17 protein-coding genes are annotated in these 18,982 nt (G+C 67.9%); 12 read left to right on the forward strand and 5 right to left on the reverse strand.

The window, feature by feature from the left end; all coding sequences use genetic code 11:
- The first annotated feature begins 20 nt into the window (after nucleotides 1-20).
- Both FZ983_RS03555 and FZ983_RS03560 read left to right on the forward strand, forming a co-directional pair.
- The gene (locus FZ983_RS03555; protein ID WP_149222194.1) at nucleotides 21-1,742 is read left to right on the forward strand and encodes a PAS domain-containing sensor histidine kinase; all 1,722 of its coding nucleotides are present in this window, start codon (nucleotides 21-23) and stop codon (nucleotides 1,740-1,742) included.
- Nucleotides 1,739-2,134, forward strand: coding sequence for a response regulator (locus FZ983_RS03560; RefSeq protein ID WP_149222195.1), 396 nt, complete (start codon nucleotides 1,739-1,741; stop codon nucleotides 2,132-2,134). The genes FZ983_RS03555 and FZ983_RS03560 overlap by 4 nt, the downstream gene beginning before the upstream one ends.
- 55 nt (nucleotides 2,135-2,189) lie before the next feature.
- Here FZ983_RS03560 and moeB read toward each other — a convergent pair whose 3' ends face one another.
- From moeB to FZ983_RS03580, 4 genes are read right to left on the reverse strand one after another with little or no spacing between them, the layout of a single operon-like run.
- Entirely contained in the window at nucleotides 2,190-3,347 is a 1,158-nt protein-coding gene (gene moeB / locus FZ983_RS03565) for a molybdopterin-synthase adenylyltransferase MoeB (RefSeq protein WP_149222196.1), read from the reverse strand.
- Between the two features lie 13 nt (nucleotides 3,348-3,360).
- Nucleotides 3,361-3,645: a MoaD/ThiS family protein gene (locus tag FZ983_RS03570; protein WP_247883553.1), complete on the reverse strand. Its 285-nt coding sequence runs from the start codon at nucleotides 3,643-3,645 to the stop codon at nucleotides 3,361-3,363.
- Nucleotides 3,642-5,048: a TfuA-like protein gene (locus tag FZ983_RS03575; RefSeq protein WP_149222197.1), complete on the reverse strand. Its 1,407-nt coding sequence runs from the start codon at nucleotides 5,046-5,048 to the stop codon at nucleotides 3,642-3,644. Before FZ983_RS03575 ends, FZ983_RS03570 begins: the two co-directional genes overlap by 4 nt.
- Entirely contained in the window at nucleotides 5,045-6,361 is a 1,317-nt protein-coding gene (locus FZ983_RS03580) for a YcaO-like family protein (protein ID WP_149222198.1), read from the reverse strand. The genes FZ983_RS03575 and FZ983_RS03580 overlap by 4 nt, the downstream gene beginning before the upstream one ends.
- 136 nt (nucleotides 6,362-6,497) lie before the next feature.
- Here FZ983_RS03580 and FZ983_RS33975 point away from each other — a divergent pair, with 136 nt between their 5' ends.
- Nucleotides 6,498-6,647, forward strand: a complete 150-nt coding sequence (locus FZ983_RS33975; protein WP_188092233.1) for a hypothetical protein — start codon at nucleotides 6,498-6,500, stop codon at nucleotides 6,645-6,647.
- 798 nt (nucleotides 6,648-7,445) lie between these two features.
- Entirely contained in the window at nucleotides 7,446-7,604 is a 159-nt protein-coding gene (locus FZ983_RS33980; RefSeq protein ID WP_188092234.1) for a hypothetical protein, read from the forward strand.
- A gap of 444 nt (nucleotides 7,605-8,048) precedes the next feature.
- On the opposite strand, the gene FZ983_RS03585 is transcribed toward FZ983_RS33980, so the two are convergent.
- Nucleotides 8,049-8,603, reverse strand: a complete 555-nt coding sequence (locus tag FZ983_RS03585) for a GNAT family N-acetyltransferase (protein WP_149222199.1) — start codon at nucleotides 8,601-8,603, stop codon at nucleotides 8,049-8,051.
- A 349-nt stretch (nucleotides 8,604-8,952) separates the two neighbouring features.
- On the opposite strand from FZ983_RS03585, the gene FZ983_RS03590 reads away from it, so the two are divergent.
- From FZ983_RS03590 to purL, 8 genes are all read left to right on the forward strand, one after another.
- Nucleotides 8,953-9,402 carry a hypothetical protein gene (locus tag FZ983_RS03590; protein ID WP_149222200.1) on the forward strand — a complete coding sequence of 150 codons (450 nt, stop codon included), beginning with the start codon at nucleotides 8,953-8,955 and terminating at the stop codon, nucleotides 9,400-9,402.
- A gap of 121 nt (nucleotides 9,403-9,523) precedes the next feature.
- Nucleotides 9,524-9,802: a hypothetical protein gene (locus FZ983_RS03595; RefSeq protein ID WP_247883584.1), complete on the forward strand. Its 279-nt coding sequence runs from the start codon at nucleotides 9,524-9,526 to the stop codon at nucleotides 9,800-9,802.
- Between the two features lie 130 nt (nucleotides 9,803-9,932).
- Nucleotides 9,933-10,829: a glycine--tRNA ligase subunit alpha gene (locus tag FZ983_RS03600; protein WP_149222202.1), complete on the forward strand. Its 897-nt coding sequence runs from the start codon at nucleotides 9,933-9,935 to the stop codon at nucleotides 10,827-10,829.
- A 4-nt stretch (nucleotides 10,830-10,833) separates the two neighbouring features.
- The gene (gene glyS, locus FZ983_RS03605; protein ID WP_149222203.1) at nucleotides 10,834-12,921 is read left to right on the forward strand and encodes a glycine--tRNA ligase subunit beta; all 2,088 of its coding nucleotides are present in this window, start codon (nucleotides 10,834-10,836) and stop codon (nucleotides 12,919-12,921) included.
- A gap of 159 nt (nucleotides 12,922-13,080) precedes the next feature.
- Nucleotides 13,081-14,451: a metallopeptidase TldD-related protein gene (locus tag FZ983_RS03610; RefSeq protein ID WP_149222204.1), complete on the forward strand. Its 1,371-nt coding sequence runs from the start codon at nucleotides 13,081-13,083 to the stop codon at nucleotides 14,449-14,451.
- Nucleotides 14,452-14,662: 211 nt separating this feature from the next.
- Entirely contained in the window at nucleotides 14,663-15,889 is a 1,227-nt protein-coding gene (locus FZ983_RS03615) for an ammonium transporter (protein WP_149222205.1), read from the forward strand.
- A 112-nt stretch (nucleotides 15,890-16,001) separates the two neighbouring features.
- A complete protein-coding gene (gene purQ, locus FZ983_RS03620; RefSeq protein WP_149222206.1) occupies nucleotides 16,002-16,691 on the forward strand; it encodes a phosphoribosylformylglycinamidine synthase subunit PurQ in 690 nt (229 codons plus the stop codon).
- Complete coding sequence (gene purL, locus FZ983_RS03625) at nucleotides 16,688-18,913, forward strand: phosphoribosylformylglycinamidine synthase subunit PurL (protein WP_149222207.1); 2,226 nt, start codon at nucleotides 16,688-16,690, stop codon at nucleotides 18,911-18,913. The genes purQ and purL overlap by 4 nt, the downstream gene beginning before the upstream one ends.
- Nucleotides 18,914-18,982: the final 69 nt, after the last annotated feature.

Below are 18,982 nucleotides of genomic sequence, written 5' to 3' on the forward strand. Positions count from 1 at the left end.
CATCTTCGGGATCCTTGCCCATGCATGACAAGTCCGATCTGCTGCGATCCCTGCCTCCGCTGTCGTCCTATTCGCCGGAGGAATCGGTGGCGCACTCGCTCGACCGGGCGCGGCTCTACCATGACCAGCTGGTCGCGGCGATGCCGGGCCTGATCGTCCATCGCGACGGCGTGATCCTCCATTGCAGCGGCACGCTGGCCCGCCTGCTGGGTTACGAATCGGCGGAACAGGTGATGGCCCTGCCCGACATCATGACCCTGGTCCCGGAAGACGCCCATCTGGCGGAACGCAACGCCTATGCCCGTTGCCTGCAGGGTCCGACCCAGCCGCTGGCCCGCCGCATCAAGCGCCACCGCGCCGACACCAGCATCCAGTGGTTCGACCAGTTGCTGGAGCCGGTGGACTGGGGCGGTACGCCCGCGGTGATGGAGATGCTGACCCAGATGCGCCCCGAGGCCGCCAATGCCGAGGTGCCGCATCAGGGACAACTGCTGCAGGCGGCCATCGACGCCATGCCCAACGGCGTGCTGATGCTCGACCGCGACCTGCGGCTGGAAGGGGCCAACAGCGAGTATTTCCGGCTGTGGGACTATCCCCCCGGCATGTTCCCGCCCGGCACCCCGGTGGCCGAGACGCTCTATTACAATCACCGCCGCGGCGATTACGGCGACGTCCCCTGCGAGGAGACGGTGGCGGAGCTGTGCACCCGCTTCCTGGTCAAGGGCGTCATCAATTCCGAACGCCAGGTGCCGACGAACGGCCGCATCCTGGACATCCGCACCGCCCCACGCGCCGACGGCGGTTACGTCATCACCCAGAACGACATCACCGACCGCAAGCGCATCGAGGACGAGTTGCGGGAGGCCAAGGAGCGGGCCGAAGCGATCCTGAAGGAGCTGCGCGAGACCCAGCAGCAGCTGATCGTGCAGGAGAAGATGGCATCGCTCGGCCAGCTCACCGCGGGCATCGCCCACGAATTGAAGAACCCGCTGAACTTCGTCAACAACTTCGCCGAACTGTCGGGAGAGCTGCTGGACGAGATGCTGGCGCTGCTGGAACCGCTGAACGACCATCTGGACGACGCGACCCGCGCCGACGTGGACGATCTGGTCGACAGCCTGCAAAGCAACCTGCGCAAGATCGCCGACCATGGCCGGCGCGCCGACAACATCGTCAAGAGCATGCTGGCCCATTCGCGCGGCGGCGGCGGCGAATGGCAGACGACCGATCTGAACGCTTTGGTGGAAGAGGCTCTGTCTCTGTCCTACCACGCCGTGCGCGCCCAGGACCGCAACTTCAACGCTACGCTGGAGCGTCGATTCGCCGCGGATGTGGGTGAGGTGAAGCTGGTACCGCAGGACATGTCGCGTGTCCTGGTCAATTTGTTCACGAACAGCTTTTACGCCATCCACAAGCGGCAGTTGACCTGCGGCGACATGGATTATGAACCGACGCTGACGGTGACAACCGAAACAAGAGGAAGTGAAGTTTCCATAAGAGTTCACGACAATGGCGTCGGCATGCCACCCGCCGTGGTCGACAAGCTATTCACGCCTTTTTTCACCACGAAGCCGACCGGCGAAGGAACCGGCTTAGGTCTTTCACTCAGCTATGACATCGTGGTACATCAGCACAGGGGCCGTTTCGACGTATCCAGCATCGAAAACGAGCATGCCGAGTTTACGATCACGCTGCCACGAACCGTGACGGCTATATCGCTAGGGGAGCGCCGAAAGACATGACCCTGGGAATCCTCGTCGTTGATGACGAACCGGATATCGAGGATCTGTTCCGTCAGCGCTTTCGCGCAGAATTGCGCCGTGGAGAACTGGCCCTTCACTTCGCCTCTTCTGCGGAGGAGGCACTTGAAAGCTTGAACACCGGCCTGCAACCGGAAGCTGTTCTTGTCCTGAGCGATATCAATATGCCCGGCATGAGCGGTCTCGACTTCCTGCAGCGTCTCCGTGCGGATGCTCCGCAGGTTCCGGTCATCATGGTCACCGCCTATGGCGACATCGAGAACCGTCGCCGCGCGTTGGACATCGGCGCAACCGAGCTCGTGACCAAGCCCGTCGATTTCGTCGCGCTGAAGAAGCTGGTCCAGAACGTCATCGTCCAGAAGACGGCGGCCTGAGCACAGGCTTTCGCCTGCCTCGGGTGGGGAGGGGGCGGATGCCCCCCAGCACCGTTCACCCTGCACAAACCGCCGCGATGTCGCTCAACTCCGGCCGTGCGCCCGCCGAACAGGACGGACAGTCCGGATCGACCGGAACCGCGATCTCGTTGAACTCGCCGCGCAGGCCGTCATAGAGCAGCAGGCGGCCGGCCAACGGTTCGCCGAGACCGAGCAGCAGCTTGATCGTCTCGGCCGCCATGATGGTGCCAATCACGCCGGGCAGCACGCCCAGCACGCCGGCCTCGGCGCAGGACGGGGCATATTCGGCCGGCGGCGGCTCCGGGAACAGGCAGCGATAGCAGGGCCGCAGCCCCGGTGCCGCGCCGCCGAACACCGACACCTGCCCCTCGAAGCGGAAGATCGCGCCATAGACGTTCGGCACGCCCAGCCGCAGGCAGGCGTCGTTGACCAGATAGCGCGTCGGCAGATTGTCGGACCCGTCGACCACGACATCGTGGCCAGCCAGCAGGTCCAGCACATTGGCCGCCTCCAGCCTCGTGTCGTGCGACACCACCTCGATGGTCGGGTTGAGGTCGAGCAGGGCGGCCCGGCCGCTTTCCACCTTGCGCTGGCCGAGCCGGCTTTCGGCATGGAGGATCTGGCGCTGCAGGTTGCTGCGCTCGACCCGGTCGTCGTCGATCAGGGTCAGGCGCCCGACCCCCGCGGCGGCGAGGTAGAGCGCGATGGGCGAGCCCAGCCCGCCGGCACCGATCAGCGCAACGCGGCTGCGCAGAAGCCTGTGCTGCCCAGCCTCCCCCACCTCCGGCATGGTCAGGTGGCGGCGGTAGCGCTCGCGCTGGGCGGCGTCGAGCTGCGGCGGCACCTCCACCGGCAGACCCGCGGCCTTCCAGGCGGAGAAGCCACCGGCCACCGACCGCACATCCTCATAGCCCAGCCGCAGCAGATCCTCCGCCGCGAACAGCGACCGGGTGCCGCCGGCGCACATCAGCAGGACGGGACGCGCCGGGTCGGGCGCCTTCTCCTCGATCCGCAGTTCCAAAAAGCCGCGCGGCAGGCGCAGCGCACCGGCGGGGCTGCCGGTCGCCGTCTCCTCGTCCTCGCGGACATCGACCAGCAGCGCGCCCTTCCGCTGCAGGGCGAGCGCGTCGGCGGCGGTCACTTCCGCGATGCGGGCACGCAGGTCGGCAAGGCGCCGGTCCTTCAAGCTCATGACGAACCGCTCCTCAACCGCCCGCCAGGGCGACCATCAGGGTCAGGGTGGCGCCGGCCGGCAAGGCCGCCTCCAGCCCGCCCAGCCGCCGCACGTCGTCGCGGCCGAGATAGACATTCACGAAGCGGCGCAGCTCGCCTTCGGCGGTGAACAGCCGGTCGCGGAAAGCGTCCTGCCCGGCGGTCAGCGCCGCAAGCGCCTCGCGCACCGTGGCGCCCGGCACAGTCACCTGATCGCGCCCGCCGACGAAGCCGCGCAACGGGGTCGGCACGCGGATGGTCACCTCTGCGGTCGTCACGTCTGCATCTCCTCTTCCGGCAAGGGTTCCTGCGCCGCCTGAGCCAGCGCCGCTTCCGCCTCCACCGCCAGCTGGCGGAACAGGTCGCGCACCTGTTTGGCCCGCATCAGGTCGATGCGCAGGTCCAGCAGGTCCTTGAAGCCATATTCATAGGACCAGACGTCGGCCGGCGCATCAACCCGGCAGGCGGTGCCGGCGACATGCTCGGCCAACAGCTGCTCCACCGTTTCCTTGGGCTGCCGGCTGGCGTCGCCGAAATGCAGCTCCATCACCCGGTCGACCAGCGCCGCCTCCTCGGCGGTGGATTCATAGAGCCCGCGCAGCCGAAGCTCGTTCAGCACCGGCTTGGTCGTGCGCGCCAGGAAACGGCGCGGGATCAGCCAGAGCCGCATCGCCCGTTCGATGGCCAGTTCGGTCATCAGTTCCGAGAACTCGGCATCGGTCAGGTCGTTGCGGCGGCACCAGTCGGCCAGCGCTTCCGCCCCCACCAATCCGCGCATGGCACAGAAACGCTGGGTTTCCGTCCGCACCGCCGCCTCGTCCACCGTGACGCCCATGACTTCGGCGAACTGGCGGATCAGCAGGCGGCCGAGCGCGGCGTTGTTGATCTCGGCGAAGTCCGGCCGGTGCAGGGCCGCGTGGGACGCGATCTCCGACAGTGGCACGGTGTTGCCGCCATGGCAGACGCGGCGGTCGCGCTCGTACAGCACGTCGAAGTAGTGGGACGCGTTGAACTCGAAGGGCGCCGGCCGCGGCGGCATGATCAGGCTGCCGAGATGGCTGAGCAGCACCTCCGCATCGCGCCGCTTCTGGTCGATCGCGCCGGTTTGCAGGAAGCGGTCCAGCCGGTCGGTTTCCTCCCGGCTCAGCCCGGCTTCGGCGAAAATGCGGTCGCGGATGCGTTCAGTGAAATACAGCGCCTTCGCGGCGGCGATCACCCGGTCGTGCAGGCTCCGGTCCACTGCACCGGCGGCCAGCGCCGCGGCCATGCTCGCGCGCAGGTTCACCAGCGGCTCCGACAGCGGGAACCAGCCGTCTTCCGGCCCGGCATGGGCGAGCGCCACCTCATCGTCACCGGTCAGCCGGCCGTCGACATAGCCGCGCGCCACCTCGCCGACCGGCACCATGCCGAAGGGATGGCATTCGGCAGCCCGCAAGGCGCCCATGCTGGACGCGCCGTAAACCGCCACGCCCTTGTGCAGGGCATAGAGGATTTCCTTGTGCCAGACCGACAGCGACTGGCCGAACACCCCGTCGATCAGGGCGATCACGTCCGGCCGGTGGATGGTCATGGCGCTGATGATGTCGGCCTGCGCCGCCGGCGGCAGAAAGACCGCGCCCGGCAGAATGGCACGGGCATCCTCCACCGGCATGGTGGGCCCCAGGAACACACAGATCTTCATGCCACCGATCCCACTTGCGCCTGAGCCGCATACGCCTTCAGCGCCTCCGCGAAAGCCAGCGGACGCGTACCCGGAGTGTAGAAGTCGAACTGATAGCCTTCCAGCCCCGGCACCAGCACGCGCACCACCGGAATGCCGATCTCCGGCAGGGTCAGGTCGAAGACCAGCGCCTGCTCGATCCCGGCGCGGCGGAGCACGGTCAACAGAATGGTGATGTCGCCTTCGAAGGTCGGGGTGGCATGGTTCCGGTGGCGGCGGCCATCGGTGTTGATCGGCGTCGCCTCAAGCGCGGCGATCTCCGCGCTGCCGTCGGCGTTCTGGTTGCGGACCAGATCGCGGCGGAAGAAGTCGTCGCGCGATCCGGCGATCAGGACAAGCCGCGACTGCACCGCCTCGGTCAGGGCGCGGCACATGGCGACAGCCGGCTCCAGATGGCTGCCATAGCCGCGGTTCATGCCGGTCTTGCGCAGCTCGCGGTCATAGACGATGGCCATGTAGCTCGGCACGCCCATGTCCGTGGTGACGTCGAACAGCAGGGGGCGGATGCCGGCCAGCTCGAAACGGTGCAGCAGGTCGCGGACGGACGGCGCGTCGATGCTGGCCAGATCGACCCGCGGCGTCGGCCAGTTCAGCCGGTCGCCGGCATAGCGCCAGCAGGCGACGGAATCGCGCTCGATCACCTCGTAGAGGCCGGCGGCGACCGCCTCCAGGATATGGTTGCCGCTGGCCAGCCCGTTGGTGCCCATGGCGTAGAAGCTGCGCGCGCCCGGCTTGGTGCCCGGCGGCATGCTGTGCAGCCCGACCGAGGTCCAGGGCGCGGCGACCGGACGGCCGCTCATCAAATCCCAGCCCCAGGTCCAGATCTCCGGTCGGTCGGGACGGAAAGCGCCGTGCTTGGTCCCAGGCAGCCGGTCCAGCGGGATGCGCCCGTCGGCCGGCAGGTCGTTCCACGCCGCCTCGAGATGGGGCAGGCGCAGATGCTCGGCATGGTGGAACTCGATCGCCTCCATCGCGGCCGAGACGGTCGCGGCGGCGAGGCTGAAGCCCTTGCCGGCGCTGCCCGACAGGGTTGGACTGTTCGGCCGGTGCCCGATGACCGTGTGGATGCCCAGGCGGTCCAGACCGGTCACGTCGGCCAGCCGCGTGATGCCGCAGCGGGCGAGATGGGGCGAGATGCGGGCCAGCGTCTCTTCCGGCGTCGCCGTGCGGTGGGTGCCGAGGAAGAAGCGCTTGGCGGCGCGGTGGACGGTGTCGCCCAGGCGGATGCCGGGGAACTCCGGATGGACGGTGTCGGGCGATGCGCTGTCAGCCATGGGATGGGTCAGGACTCGCGGCTCCGGCCGGTTCGGGTGGAAATGGTTTGCGGCGCCGCAGAGCGCGGGAAGCCAAGGGGCGGGGCCGGCCGTCTCCCGAAGGAACGGCCGGCCCCGATCCTATCACGCCTCGGTGGTGGGATCGTCGCTCGCCGCTGCGGGCCCCTGCGAGGCGGAGGCCGACGCCCCCGGAGTGGCCGCGGCGGAGGTCGCCGACGCGGACTGCGCCGCAGCGGAGGTGGCCGACGCAGAAGTCGCCGACGCCGACATCGCCGACGCGGAGTGAGCAGACGCCGGAGCCGCGGCGGCGGAGAATGCAGATGCCGGAGCGGCAACGGCCGAGAAGGCTGGGGCCGGAACCGCGGACGCCGATTGTGCGGCAGCCGAGAACGCAGATGCCGGAGCGGCGACGGCAGAGAAAGCCGGAGCCGGAACAGCGGACGCCGACTGTGCCGCAGCCGAGAAGGCGGATGCCGGCGCGGCCACCGCCGAGAAAGCCGGGGCCGGAACCGCGGAAGCGGACTGCGCGGCGGCGGAGAAGGCCGAAGCAGGAGCGGCGACGGCCGAGAAAGCCGGGGCGGGGACAGCGGACGCCGACTGCGCGGCGGCGGAGAATGCAAATGCCGGAGCGGCAACAGCCGAGAAAGCCGGGGCCGGAACCGCGGATGCCGACTGTGCGGCAGCCGAGAACGCAGACGCCGGAGCAGCCACCGCAGAGAAGGCCGGTGCCGGAACAGCCGACGCCGATTGTGCGGCAGCCGAGAACGCGGATGCCGGAGCGGCGACGGCAGAGAAGGCCGGAGCCGGAACAGCCGACGCCGACTGCGCCGCAGCCGAGAAGGCGGATGCCGGCGCGGCGACCGCGGAGAAGGCCACCGGGGTCGGAACCGCAGACGCGGATTGTGCAGCGGCGGAGAGCGCAGACGCCGGAGCAGCAACCGCGGAGAAAGCCACGGGGGTCGGAACCGCAGACGCGGACTGCGCCGCCGCGGAGGTCGCCGACGCCGAAGTTGCCGACGCGGACTGCGCAGAGGCAGAGAAAGCGGGTGCCGGAGACGCCGACGCGGAGGTTGCCGAAGCCGACGTGGCGGAGGCGGAGGTCGCGGACGCAGAAGTGGCAGAGGCCGAAGTGGCCGAAGCTGAAGCAGCCGTCGCGATCGATTCGACCGCCACGCCGCTGTCCAAGCCGCTCTCTTTGCCGGTCAAGGAATTGAAGGCGTCGGCGGCGGCGCTGCGGACATGATCGGGAAGGACGCCGCCGAACCCGCTCTGCGCCAGAAGTGCCTGTTTCCCCGGAATATCGAGGGCGTTCAGCTGATTACGGAATTCGCCGTCGGTGGCGAGGCGCTTAATGAGGGCGAGTGCCTGTTCCTTGGCCATTTACGGGCCCCTCCTGCAATCGGTCAGCCAATAGGATTGCTGCGAATGGAATGCAACGGCTAAACCAATAGCATAGGCAATCCGCAAAAATTCTAGTGAAAACACACAAGAATCTATGCCTGACACCGAAATTTAACGTCCATTGCAGGCTCGGCCCGCCTGCGAGACGGCAGGATGGCGCAGAACAGGCGGGGCAGCGCCCCAATCATCGCCCGCAATCGTCATGAGGAGCGATACGACCGTCTGAAACGCACACGTATGAAGGATGCCGGGAACAGGAGGCCGCGACTCGGACGGGGAAGCGACCTCAGCGGGCCAATACGGCCGTCCGCCGCCGCGCCCGCCATTCTTCGCGCGTCTGGTGCCAGACGTCGGCCTCGGGCGGGTTGACCGGCTCGGGCAGCAGCGTGGTTCCGCGCACCTCGGCCCCCAGCCTGCGTGCCACCGCCTGCGAAGCCGTGTTGCGGGGATGGATGGTATGGATGACCTCGGTCCAGCCGAGATGGTCGAACACCCAGTCGATGGCCGCGGCGGCACTCTCGACCGCATAGCCGCGGCCCCAGCAGTCCCGCATGATCGCCCAGCCGACCTCCGGTCCCGGCCAGCCATCCGGCACCCATGGCCCGACCCGGCCGACCCAGCGGCCGGTCTCCTTCTCGATGACGGAGAACATGGCGAAGCCCTGGATCGACCAAGCGCCGGCCATCGACAGGAAGCCGCGCCAGGCAACGGGACGCGACTGCAGGCCGCCGATGAACTCGGTCGCCTCCGGATCGGTCATCATCGCCGCCCAGCCTTCGAAATCCTCCGCCCGGGTCGGCCGCAGGATCAGACGAGCGGTTTCCAGCATCGGTTCATCCATGGAGGCCTTCATCCCACCGACTCGACCCTCAGCAAAAAGCGCAGCCATGCCGCGAACACCCTCTCAAAAATCGCCCGGCAAAAAGATATGGGCAAATCATTCACAACCGAAACATGTTGGCGATGACAAATCCGTCAACGGTTACAAGAAATATCATTCACAAGCATCAAACCTGCGTCCAGAGCGAACTGTCGGCACCACCCTTGCGCAGCGTGACCTTAACCGAACACCCTAGGCTTTCTGGGCTAAGGCGACGGCGCGTGTCGCATCCCATATAAGGGTGCGATGCCCGGGCGCTTCCTTGTGTCCGGGCGGACAAAAAGAACAGAGACAAGTACGGAGCACAACGATGTTGCGGTTTCGGATGGCGATCCTGGCCCTGGCGGCGGTGAGCGGCGCGACCCTGGCCGTCGCCGGCTTCAGCGGCGGTGCCGCGGCCCAGTCCAAGCTGGATTCCTCGGGCAAGCCCGTGTGGGACGAAAGCCACAACCAGCGCCCGACCGCGTCCAGCGACCGTGCGCTGCCGGCCGGCGTGGTCACCCTGCGCACGGCGACCTCCGCCCCCGGCCTGCTCGGCGTCTACGCCCGCAACGGCCTGCCCTTTGACATCGTGCTGACCCGTGTCGACGCCAGCCAGTGCGTCAACATCCTGCCGGAGGATTGCGGCCTGCTGGGCACCGACGTGCGCGTCGCCAGCGGCGCGGAGGTTCTGGTGCGCAGCCTGCGTCAGGCCGACATGACCCGCACCTATGGCGTCACTCCGGTCTACACCTGGCGCCCGGCCGTCGCCGCGAAGTAAGCGGCGGATCCGACGGGCCGTCGCCCTATCGGGGACGGCGGCCCTCCCCCTCTCCTATTCCCTTGACTTCCCGTCACCTGCGGGCTGAATGCGCGCAAGAGCAGACGGGTAGCCGGCGATGATGTCCTTGTCCAAGATTCTCCTCCTTGCGCTGGTGATCGGCGTCGTGTGGTTCGGCTGGCGCTGGATCAACCGCGTCCAGGCGATCGGCCGCGCCCGCACCACCCCCCGCCGGCCGGACGGCCGCCGCGACCCCGCCGCCGGCCCGTCGCCGCGCGAAGCCAAGCCCTATGCCGCCACGGAAGCGGAGGACATGGAAAAGTGCCCGGAATGCGGCGCCTATGTCGCCCCGCGCTCCGCCGTGTCCTGCGGCCGCCCGGCCTGCCCCTACGGCCGTTGACGGCGGCAACCGCCCTCCCCTATCCCGACAGGACGCCTCGGCGGCGCGATTTGCCGCGCTGCGGCTTGATTTGACGCTGGCGCCCGCCTATCGTGCGGCGCGTTTTCAACATTTCTATTGTGGACCGTCCATGGCCTCCCAGATCGGGACTTCCGACGGCGGGAATTCCGCCGACCGCCGCGGCCTGTCGTTCCAGGCCCTGATCCTCAAGCTCCACCAGTTCTGGTCGGAGCAGGGTTGCGTGATCCTGCAGCCCTACGACATGGAGGTCGGCGCCGGCACCTTCCACCCCGCGACCACGCTGCGCGCGCTGGGGCCCGATCCCTGGAAGGCGGCCTATGTCCAGCCGTCGCGCCGCCCGAAGGACGGCCGCTATGGCGAGAACCCGAACCGCCTGCAGCACTATTACCAGTACCAGGTCATCATGAAGCCCTCGCCGGCCAACGCGCAGGAGCTGTACCTGGACAGCCTGCGCGCCATCGGCATCGACCCGGCGCTGCACGACATCCGCTTCGTCGAGGACGACTGGGAAAGCCCGACGCTGGGCGCCTGGGGCCTGGGCTGGGAAGTGTGGTGCGACGGCATGGAAGTGACGCAGTACACCTATTTCCAGCAGGTCGGCGGCATCGAGTGCGACCCGGTCGCGGTGGAGCTGACCTACGGCCTGGAACGCCTCGCCATGTATGTGCAGGGCGTGGAGAATGTCTATGACCTGGACTTCAACGGCCAGGGCGTGAAGTACGGCGACGTGTTCAAGCGCGCCGAGGTCGAATATTCGAAGCATAATTTCGAGTTCGCCAACACCGACATGCTGCTCCAGCATTTCAAGGACGCCGAGGCCGAGTGCCAGGCGCTGGTCGCGCAGAACCTCGCGCTGCCCGCCTATGACCAGTGCATCAAGGCGTCGCATCTGTTCAACCTGCTGGACGCCCGCGGCGTGATCAGCGTTGTCGAGCGCGCCGCCTATATCGGCCGCGTGCGCGCGCTGGCCAAGGCCTGCTGCGAAGCCTGGACGGGGGCGAAGTAATCCCATGACCGAACTCCTGATCGAATTCTTCTCCGAAGAAATCCCCGCCCGCATGCAGGCGCGGGCCGCCGACGACCTGAAGCGCCTCGTCACCGACAAGCTGGCGGCGAACGGCCTGACCTTCACGACGGCCGCCGCCCATTCCACCCCGCGCCGTCTGGCCCTGGTGGTCGACGGGCTGCCGGAGCGCACCGCCGACGTGCGCGAGGAAAAGAAGGGTCCGCGCGTCGGCTCGCCGGAGCAGGCGGTCGCCGGCTTCCTGAAGTCGGCCGGCCTCGACAGCCTCGACCAGTGCGAGCAGCGCGACACCGGTAAGGGCGTGTTCTACTTCGCCGTGACCGAGAAGAAGGGCCGCGAGACCGCCGCGGTGCTGGCGGAGATCATCCCCGCCGCCATGGCCGAGCTGCCCTGGCCGAAATCGATGCGCTGGGGCACCGGCACCGTGCGCTGGGTCCGTCCGCTGCACTCGATCATCGCCCTGTTCGGCGGGCGCGTGCTCGACGGCGGCTATGACATCGGCGGCACCCAGGGCCGCGTCGTCTTCGGCAACGTCACCCGCGGCCACCGCTTCCTGGCGCCCGACGCCTTCACGGTGGAAAGCTTCGCCGACTACAAGGAGAAGCTGCGCGCCGCCAAGGTCGTGCTCGACCGCGAAGAGCGCAAGGCCAAGATCAAGGCCGACGCCGAGGCGCTGGCCAAGGCCCAGGGCCTGACCCTGTCGCCCGACGACGCCCTGCTGGAGGAGGTCGCCGGCCTCGTCGAATGGCCGGTCGTGCTGATGGGCGGCATCGACGAGAGCTTCATGGACGTGCCGTCGGAGGTCCTCATCACCTCCATGCGCACCCACCAGAAGTATTTCGCCGTGCTGGACGCCGACGGCAAGATGGCCCCGCGCTTCATCGTCGTGGCGAACACCGAGACGCTGGACGGCGGCAAGGCCGTGGTCGCCGGCAACGAGCGCGTGCTGCGCGCCCGCCTGTCCGACGCCAAGTTCTTCTGGGACCAGGACCGCAAGACCAAGCTGGAAGCCCGCGTCCCGGCGCTGGAGAAGATCACCTTCCACGCCAAGCTGGGCACGGTGGCCGAGAAGGTCACCCGCGTGCAGCTGCTGGCCGCCGAGATCGCCCGCGCCATCGGCGCCGACAGCGACGCCGCCAGCCGCGCCGCCCTGCTGTGCAAGGCCGATTTGGTGACCGAGGTGGTCGGCGAGTTCCCCGAGGTCCAGGGGATCATGGGCCGCTACTATGCCCTGGGCCAGGGCGAGAGCGCCGACGTCGCCAACGCCATCGCCGACCATTACAAGCCGCTGGGCCCGTCGGACAGCTGCCCGACCGCGCCGGTCTCGGTTTCGGTGGCGCTGGCCGACAAGATCGACACGCTGGTCGGCTTCTTCGCCATCGACGAGAAGCCGACAGGCTCGAAGGACCCCTACGCGCTGCGCCGCGCCGCGCTGGGCGTGATCCGGCTGGTGCTTGAGAACGGCCTGCGGGTGAAGCTGTCGGAGATCTTCGCCGCGGCCCATGGCGCCTACAAGGTCAGCGGCTTCGCCCCAGCCGGCAATGTCGGCGGCGACCTGATGTCCTTCTTCGCCGACCGCCTGAAGGTGGTACTGCGCGAGCAGGGCGTGCGTCACGATCTGGTCGATGCCGTGTTCGCGCTCGGCGGCGAGGACGATCTGGTGCGGCTGCTGGCCCGCGTGAAGGCTCTGCAGGCCTTCGTCGGCTCCGACGAGGGCGCCAACTTGGCAGCGGCCTACAAGCGCGCCTCCAACATCGTCCGCATCGAGGAGAAGAAGGACGGTGCCGCCTTCGACCAGCCGGTCGAAGCCGCGCGTCTGGCCCAGGACGAGGAAATGGCGCTGTTCGACGCGCTGAACGAGGCCTCGGCCACCGCCAAGCCGCTGCTGGACGCGGAGGACTTCACCGGCACCATGGCGGCGTTGGCGAAGCTGCGCGGCCCGGTGGACGCCTTCTTCGACAAGGTGACGGTGAACGCGGAGGACAAGGACCTGCGCGCCAACCGCCTGCGCCTGCTGACGCAGATCCGCACGACCCTGAACGCGGTCGCCGACTTCTCGAAGATCGAGGGCTGAGGGCGGAGGGGGCCTCCGCGCCCCCTCCCCCGCCTCCCCATTCCACCAAACGCACCCGTCGCATGGCCGCCGATACAGGCGGGCGGCCATTTAACCTCTTCCCCGTTCCGCGTTGCCCTCCCATTTGCTAGACAGACAGGAGACCAACCGGAGAGCCTGATGACCGTTTCGCCGAACGACCAGCACCGGACGGATCCGTCCGGGGTCCTGAACCTGCTGGACGACCTGATCGCCAAGGCGCGCGCCGCCGGGGCGGATGCCGCCGACGCCGTGCTGTTCGACAGCGCGTCCGTGTCCCTCGCCCAGCGGCTGGGCAAGACCGAAAAGCTGGAGCGGTCCGAATCCGGCGACCTCGGCCTTCGGGTGTTCGTCGGCAAGCGGCAGGCCATCGTCTCTTCCACCGACCGCAGCACCAAGGCGCTGGACGAGCTGGTCGAGCGCGCCATCGCCATGGCCCGCGTGGTGCCGGAGGACGGCTTCGCCGGCATCGCCGATCCCGAACAGCTGGCCCGCAGCTGGCCCGACCTCGACATCTGCGACAGTGAGGAACCGTCCTCGGAAACGCTGATCGAGCGCGCCCGCATCGCCGAAGAGGCGGCGCTGGCGGTAGAGGGCGTCACCAACTCCGAAGGCGCCGATGCCGGCTGGAGCCGCTCGACCATCGCGATTGCCGCGTCCAACGGATTCGCCGGAACCTATGGCGTGTCGCGCCAGTCGCTGTCGGCCTCCGTCATCGTCGGCACCGGGACGGGGATGGAGCGCGACTACGACTATGACAGCAAGGTCTATGGCGCCGACCTGCGCGATGCCGCGGAGATCGGCCGCGAGGCCGGCGAGCGCGCCGTCCGCCGCCTGAACCCGCGCCGGGTCAAGAGCTGCAAGGTGCCGGTGGTGTTCGACCCGCGGGTGTCGCGCGGCCTGCTCGGCCACCTGACCGGCGCCATCAGCGGTCCCAGCATCGCGCGGGGCACCAGCTTCCTGAAGGACAAGATGGGGCAGCGGATCTTCGCGCCCTCCATCACCATCGTCGACGATCCGCATGTGAAGCGCGGCCTGCGCTCCCGCCCCTTCGATGCGGAGGGCGTCGAGGTGAAGCGCCGCACGCTGATCGAGGACGGCGTGCTGACCACCTGGCTGCTCGATTTGCGGTCGGCCCGGCAGCTCGGCCTGCAGACCACCGGCCATGCCGCCCGCGGCACCTCCGGCCCGCCCGGCCCGGCCCCGGCCAACGTCTATATGGCGGCCGGCAAGCGCAGCCGCGCCGACATGCTGGCGGAGATCAAGGACGGCTTCTACGTCACCGACCTGATGGGCATGGGCGTCAACGGCGTCACCGGCGACTACAGCCGCGGCGCCGGCGGCTTCTGGATCGAGAACGGCCAGCTCGCCTATCCCGTCAACGAGATCACCATCGCCGGCAACCTCAAGGACATGTTCCTGAACATGGAAGCCGCCGACGATCTTGAGCTGCGTTTCGGCATGGATGCGCCGACCGTGCGCATCGACGGCATGACCATCGCAGGCATGTGATCGGCCGGGCGGAGGGTATCTCCGCCCGCTTCCTCATCACTTGGCATCGTTCTTGCGCGGACAGCGGGCAACCCAAAGCGGGTTCGCCCGCTTTTTGTGCTGCATTTCCGCCACTCCGCCTATCCAAACGTCAGCTACGCCCTTGCGCATATCTGCACGATCTGATAGCAATTTGCCGCTTTTTTAGGCGGATTGCTGAAGGTTTGTGCAAATGGATGCGGCAAAGACGGGTGGCGACGTCCTTTTCGTGCTGATGGGCGCGGTGATGGTGCTGGCGATGCACTGCGGTTTCGCCCTGCTGGAGGTCGGGACGGTCCGGCGCAAGAATCAGGTCAACGCGCTGGTGAAGATCCTGTCGGACTTCGCCATGTCGACCATCGCCTATTTCTTCATCGGCTACACCGTCGCCTACGGCATCGATTTCTTCACCGACGCCCAGACGCTGGTCGGCAAGGGAAGTGGCGGCTTCGCGGCCTATGGCTATGATCTGGTCAAGTTCTTCTTCCTGGCGACCTTCGCCGCCGCGGTGCCGGCCATCGTGTCGGGCGGCATCGCCGAGCGTGCCCGCTTCTGGCCGCAGGCCGGCGCAACCCTGGCGCTGATCGCGCTGTTCTATCCGCTGATGGAAGGCACGGTGTGGGGCACCCGCTTCGGCCTGCAAAGCTGGATGGCGGCGACCTTCGGCCAGCCCTTCCACGATTTCGCCGGATCGGTGGTGGTCCATGCCTTCGGCGGCTGGGTGGCGCTGGGCGCCGTGCTGAACCTCGGCAACCGCCGCGGCCGCTACCGCGCCAACGGGTCGCTGGTCGCCATCCCGCCGTCGAACATCCCCTTCCTTGCCCTGGGCGCCTGGGTGCTGTGCGTGGGCTGGTTCGGCTTCAACGTGATGAGCGCGCAGGTGCTGGACGGCGTGACCGGTCTGGTCGCGCTGAACTCGCTGATGGCGATGGTCGGCGGCATCGTCACCTCGCTGGTCATCAGCCGCACCGACCCCGGCTTTGTCCACAACGGCGCGCTGGCCGGACTGGTGGCGGTCTGCGCCGGCTCCGACGTGATGCACCCGCTGGGCGCGCTGATCACCGGCGGCGTGGCGGGCCTGCTGTTCGTCTGGGCCTTCAACAAATGCCAGATCGACTGGAAGATCGACGACGTGCTGGGCGTCTGGCCGCTGCACGGGCTGTGCGGCCTGACCGGCGGCCTGCTGGCCGGCGTCTTCGGGCAGGAGGCGCTGGGCGGCCTGGGCGGGGTGTCGATCCTCAGCCAGATCATCGGCACTCTGGGCGGCGCCGGCTTCGGATTTGCCGCCGGTCTGGCGGTCTACGGCCTGCTGCGCGTCACCGTCGGCATCCGCCTGGACCCCGAACAGGAGTACAAAGGCGCCGACCTGTCGTTGCACCACATCACCGCCTACCCGGAAGAGGATGCGCCGGGTATGTAATGCGCCGCACACAAGTCCGCCGCCCCTTGGCCGACTCTTGCTTTGCCGGGGCGGCGGCTTTAGTGTCCGGCGCGAACTCCTCCCCCTCACGACGCCGGATTTTGACCGCCCCATGAAGGCCGCCATCGTCGTTTTCCCCGGCTCCAACCGCGAACGCGACGCCGTCGCCGCGCTGGAGGCCGTCAGCGGGACCAAGCCGCATCTGGTCTGGCACCGCGACACCGAACTGCCCAAGGTCGACCTGATCGTCGTGCCCGGCGGCTTCTCCTATGGCGATTACCTGCGCTCCGGCGCCATGGCGGCGCATTCGCCGATCATGCGCGAGGTGAAGGCGCGGGCCGATCAGGGCGTGCGGGTGCTCGGCATCTGCAACGGCTTCCAGATCATCACCGAGGCCGGTCTGCTGCCCGGCGCGCTGATGCGCAACGGCGGGCTGAAGTTCATTTGCCGCGTCCAGCATCTGCGGGTGGAGAACACCGACAGCCCCTTCACGGCGAAATACGCCAAGGGTCAGGTCGTCCGTTACCCGATCGCCCATGGCGACGGCAACTATTGGACCGACGCCGAAACGGTGAAGCGTCTGGACGGCGAGGGCCAGGTGGCCTTCCGCTACCTCGCCGACGAGACCCGCGCTGATCCGCGCGGCAATCCCAACGGTTCGATCACGGACATCGCCGGCATCTTCAACGCCAAGCGCACCGTGCTGGGCCTGATGCCGCACCCCGAGGACGCGGTGGAGGCCCTGCACGGCAACACCGACGGCAAGCCCATGTTCGAAGGTCTGGTGGAGGCCCTGTCGTGAGCGCTGAAGCTACCAAGGCGCAGGAGCGTCCGGTCACCGTCGAACTCGCCAAGGAGTTCGGCCTGTCCGCCGAGGAATACCGGAACGCCCTGGACATCCTGGGCCGCACCCCGACCTTCACCGAGCTGGGCATCATTTCGGTCATGTGGTCGGAGCACTGCTCCTACAAGTCGTCCAAGGTGTGGCTGAAGACGCTGCCGACCACCGGCCCGCAGGTGATCTGCGGCCCCGGCGAGAATGCCGGCGTGGTCGACATCGGCGACGGCGACGCCGTCATCTTCAAGATGGAAAGCCACAACCACCCGTCCTACATCGAGCCCTTCCAGGGCGCGGCGACGGGCGTCGGCGGTATCCTGCGCGACGTGTTCACCATGGGCGCACGACCCATCGCCAACATGAACGCGCTGCGTTTTGGCTCGCCCGACCATTCCAAGACCCGCCATCTGGTGTCGGGCGTGGTCGCCGGCATCGCCCATTACGGCAACTGCGTCGGCGTGCCGACCGTGGGCGGCGAGACCAACTTCCACCCGGCCTTCAACGGCAACATCCTGGTCAACGCGATGACCGTGGGCGTGGCCAAGACCGACAAGATCTTCTATTCGGCCGCCGCCGGCATCGGCAACCCGGTCGTCTATGTCGGGTCCAAGACCGGCCGCGACGGCATCCACGGCGCCACCATGGCATCGGCCGAGTTCACCGAGGATTCGGAGGAGAAGCGCCCGACCGTGCAGGTCGGCGACCCCTTCACCGAAAAGCTGCTGATCGAAGCCTGCCTGGAGCTGATGGAGACGGACGCCATCGTCGCCATCCAGGACATGGGTGCCGCCGGCCTGACCTCCTCCTCGGTCGAGATGGCCGGCAAGGGCGGCCTGGGCATCGAGCTGACGCTCGACACCCTGCCGATGCGCGAAGAGGCGATGACGCCCTATGAGATCATGCTCTCCGAAAGCCAGGAGCGCATGCTGATCATCCTGAAGCCCGGCCGCGAGGAGGTGGCGAAGGCCATCTTCGACAAGTGGGAGCTGGACTTCGCCGTCATCGGCCACCTGACCGACACCGGCAACCTCGTCATCAAGATGTATGGCGAGACTTGGTGCGACATGCCGATCGCCCCGGTGTCCAACGCCGCCCCGGAATACAACCGCCCGTGGGAACCGACGCCGAAGTCGTCGGACGTCGACGACGGCGTGCTGGCCGGCTACTCCGCCGATCTGGGCGACACGCTGACCAAGCTGTTCGGCTGCCCCGACCTCGCTTCCAAGCGCTGGATCTGGGAGCAGTATGACAGCCTCGTCGGCGGCGACACCCGCTTCATGTCCGGTCAGGCCGATGCCGCGGTCGTCCGCGTTCCGGGGCAGACCAAGGCGGTCGCCATCACCACCGACTGCACCCCGCGCTATTGCCTGGCCGACCCGGTCGAGGGCGGCAAGCAGGCTGTGGCCGAGGCGTGGCGCAACCTGTCGGCGGTGGGCGCCCTGCCGCTCGCCATCACCGACAACATGAACTTCGGCAACCCCGAGAAGCCGCGGATCATGGGCCAGTTCGTCGGCGCCGTTCAGGGCATCGGCGAGGCCTGCAAGGCGCTGGACTTCCCGGTCGTGTCGGGCAACGTCTCGCTCTACAACGAGACGAACGGCGAGGCGATCCTGCCGACCCCGGCCATCGGCGGTGTCGGCATCATGCCGGACGCGATGATCGCCGTCGGCATCGCCTTCAAAAATGAAGGCGACGTGATCCTCGCGGTGGGTGAGACGAAAGGCCACATCGGCCAGTCGATCTTCCTGCGCGAGATCCTCGGGCGCGAGGAGGGGGCTCCCCCGCCGGTCGATCTGGCGGTGGAGCGCCGCAACGGCGATTTCGTCCGCAGCCTGATCCGCGAGGGTCTGGTGGTGTCGAGCCACGATGTGGCCGACGGCGGCCTGATCGTCACCATCGCCGAGATGGCGCTGGCCGGCGGTGTCGGCGCCTATCTGACCGCCTTCGACGGCGCGTCCCCGCGCGTGCTGTTCGGCGAGGATCAGGGCCGCTACGTCCTGGCCGTCCGTCCGGACGTCGCCGCGTCGGTTCAGGAGAAGGCCAAGGCGGCCGGTGTTCCGGTCACCGTGCTGGGTGAGACCCGCGGCACGGCGCTGTCGGGCCGCGGCGGCGATATCGTGTCGTTGAAGCGCCTGCGCGATGCCAACGAAAACTGGCTGCCGACCTACATGGCGGCCGAGCTGTAAGACCAAAAAAAGGGGCTGCTTCGGATGAAGCAGCCCCTTTTCGATTCGTGTGACTTTCTAGGACCGGTG

It is taken from the genome of Azospirillum sp. B21 (assembly GCF_008364825.1).
GTDB lineage: Bacteria > Pseudomonadota > Alphaproteobacteria > Azospirillales > Azospirillaceae > Azospirillum.

Coding starts and splice junctions, on each gene's coding strand:
- FZ983_RS03555 (WP_149222194.1), top strand. CDS start 21: ATGCATGACAAGTCCGATCTGCTGCGATCCCTGCCTCCGCTGTCGTCC.
- FZ983_RS03560 (WP_149222195.1), top strand. CDS start 1,739: ATGACCCTGGGAATCCTCGTCGTTGATGACGAACCGGATATCGAGGAT.
- moeB (WP_149222196.1), bottom strand. CDS start 3,347: ATGAGCTTGAAGGACCGGCGCCTTGCCGACCTGCGTGCCCGCATCGCG.
- FZ983_RS03575 (WP_149222197.1), bottom strand. CDS start 5,048: ATGAAGATCTGTGTGTTCCTGGGGCCCACCATGCCGGTGGAGGATGCC.
- FZ983_RS03580 (WP_149222198.1), bottom strand. CDS start 6,361: ATGGCTGACAGCGCATCGCCCGACACCGTCCATCCGGAGTTCCCCGGC.
- FZ983_RS03585 (WP_149222199.1), bottom strand. CDS start 8,603: ATGGATGAACCGATGCTGGAAACCGCTCGTCTGATCCTGCGGCCGACC.
- FZ983_RS03590 (WP_149222200.1), top strand. CDS start 8,953: ATGTTGCGGTTTCGGATGGCGATCCTGGCCCTGGCGGCGGTGAGCGGC.
- FZ983_RS03595 (WP_247883584.1), top strand. CDS start 9,524: ATGTCCTTGTCCAAGATTCTCCTCCTTGCGCTGGTGATCGGCGTCGTG.
- FZ983_RS03600 (WP_149222202.1), top strand. CDS start 9,933: ATGGCCTCCCAGATCGGGACTTCCGACGGCGGGAATTCCGCCGACCGC.
- glyS (WP_149222203.1), top strand. CDS start 10,834: ATGACCGAACTCCTGATCGAATTCTTCTCCGAAGAAATCCCCGCCCGC.
- FZ983_RS03610 (WP_149222204.1), top strand. CDS start 13,081: ATGACCGTTTCGCCGAACGACCAGCACCGGACGGATCCGTCCGGGGTC.
- FZ983_RS03615 (WP_149222205.1), top strand. CDS start 14,663: ATGGATGCGGCAAAGACGGGTGGCGACGTCCTTTTCGTGCTGATGGGC.
- purQ (WP_149222206.1), top strand. CDS start 16,002: ATGAAGGCCGCCATCGTCGTTTTCCCCGGCTCCAACCGCGAACGCGAC.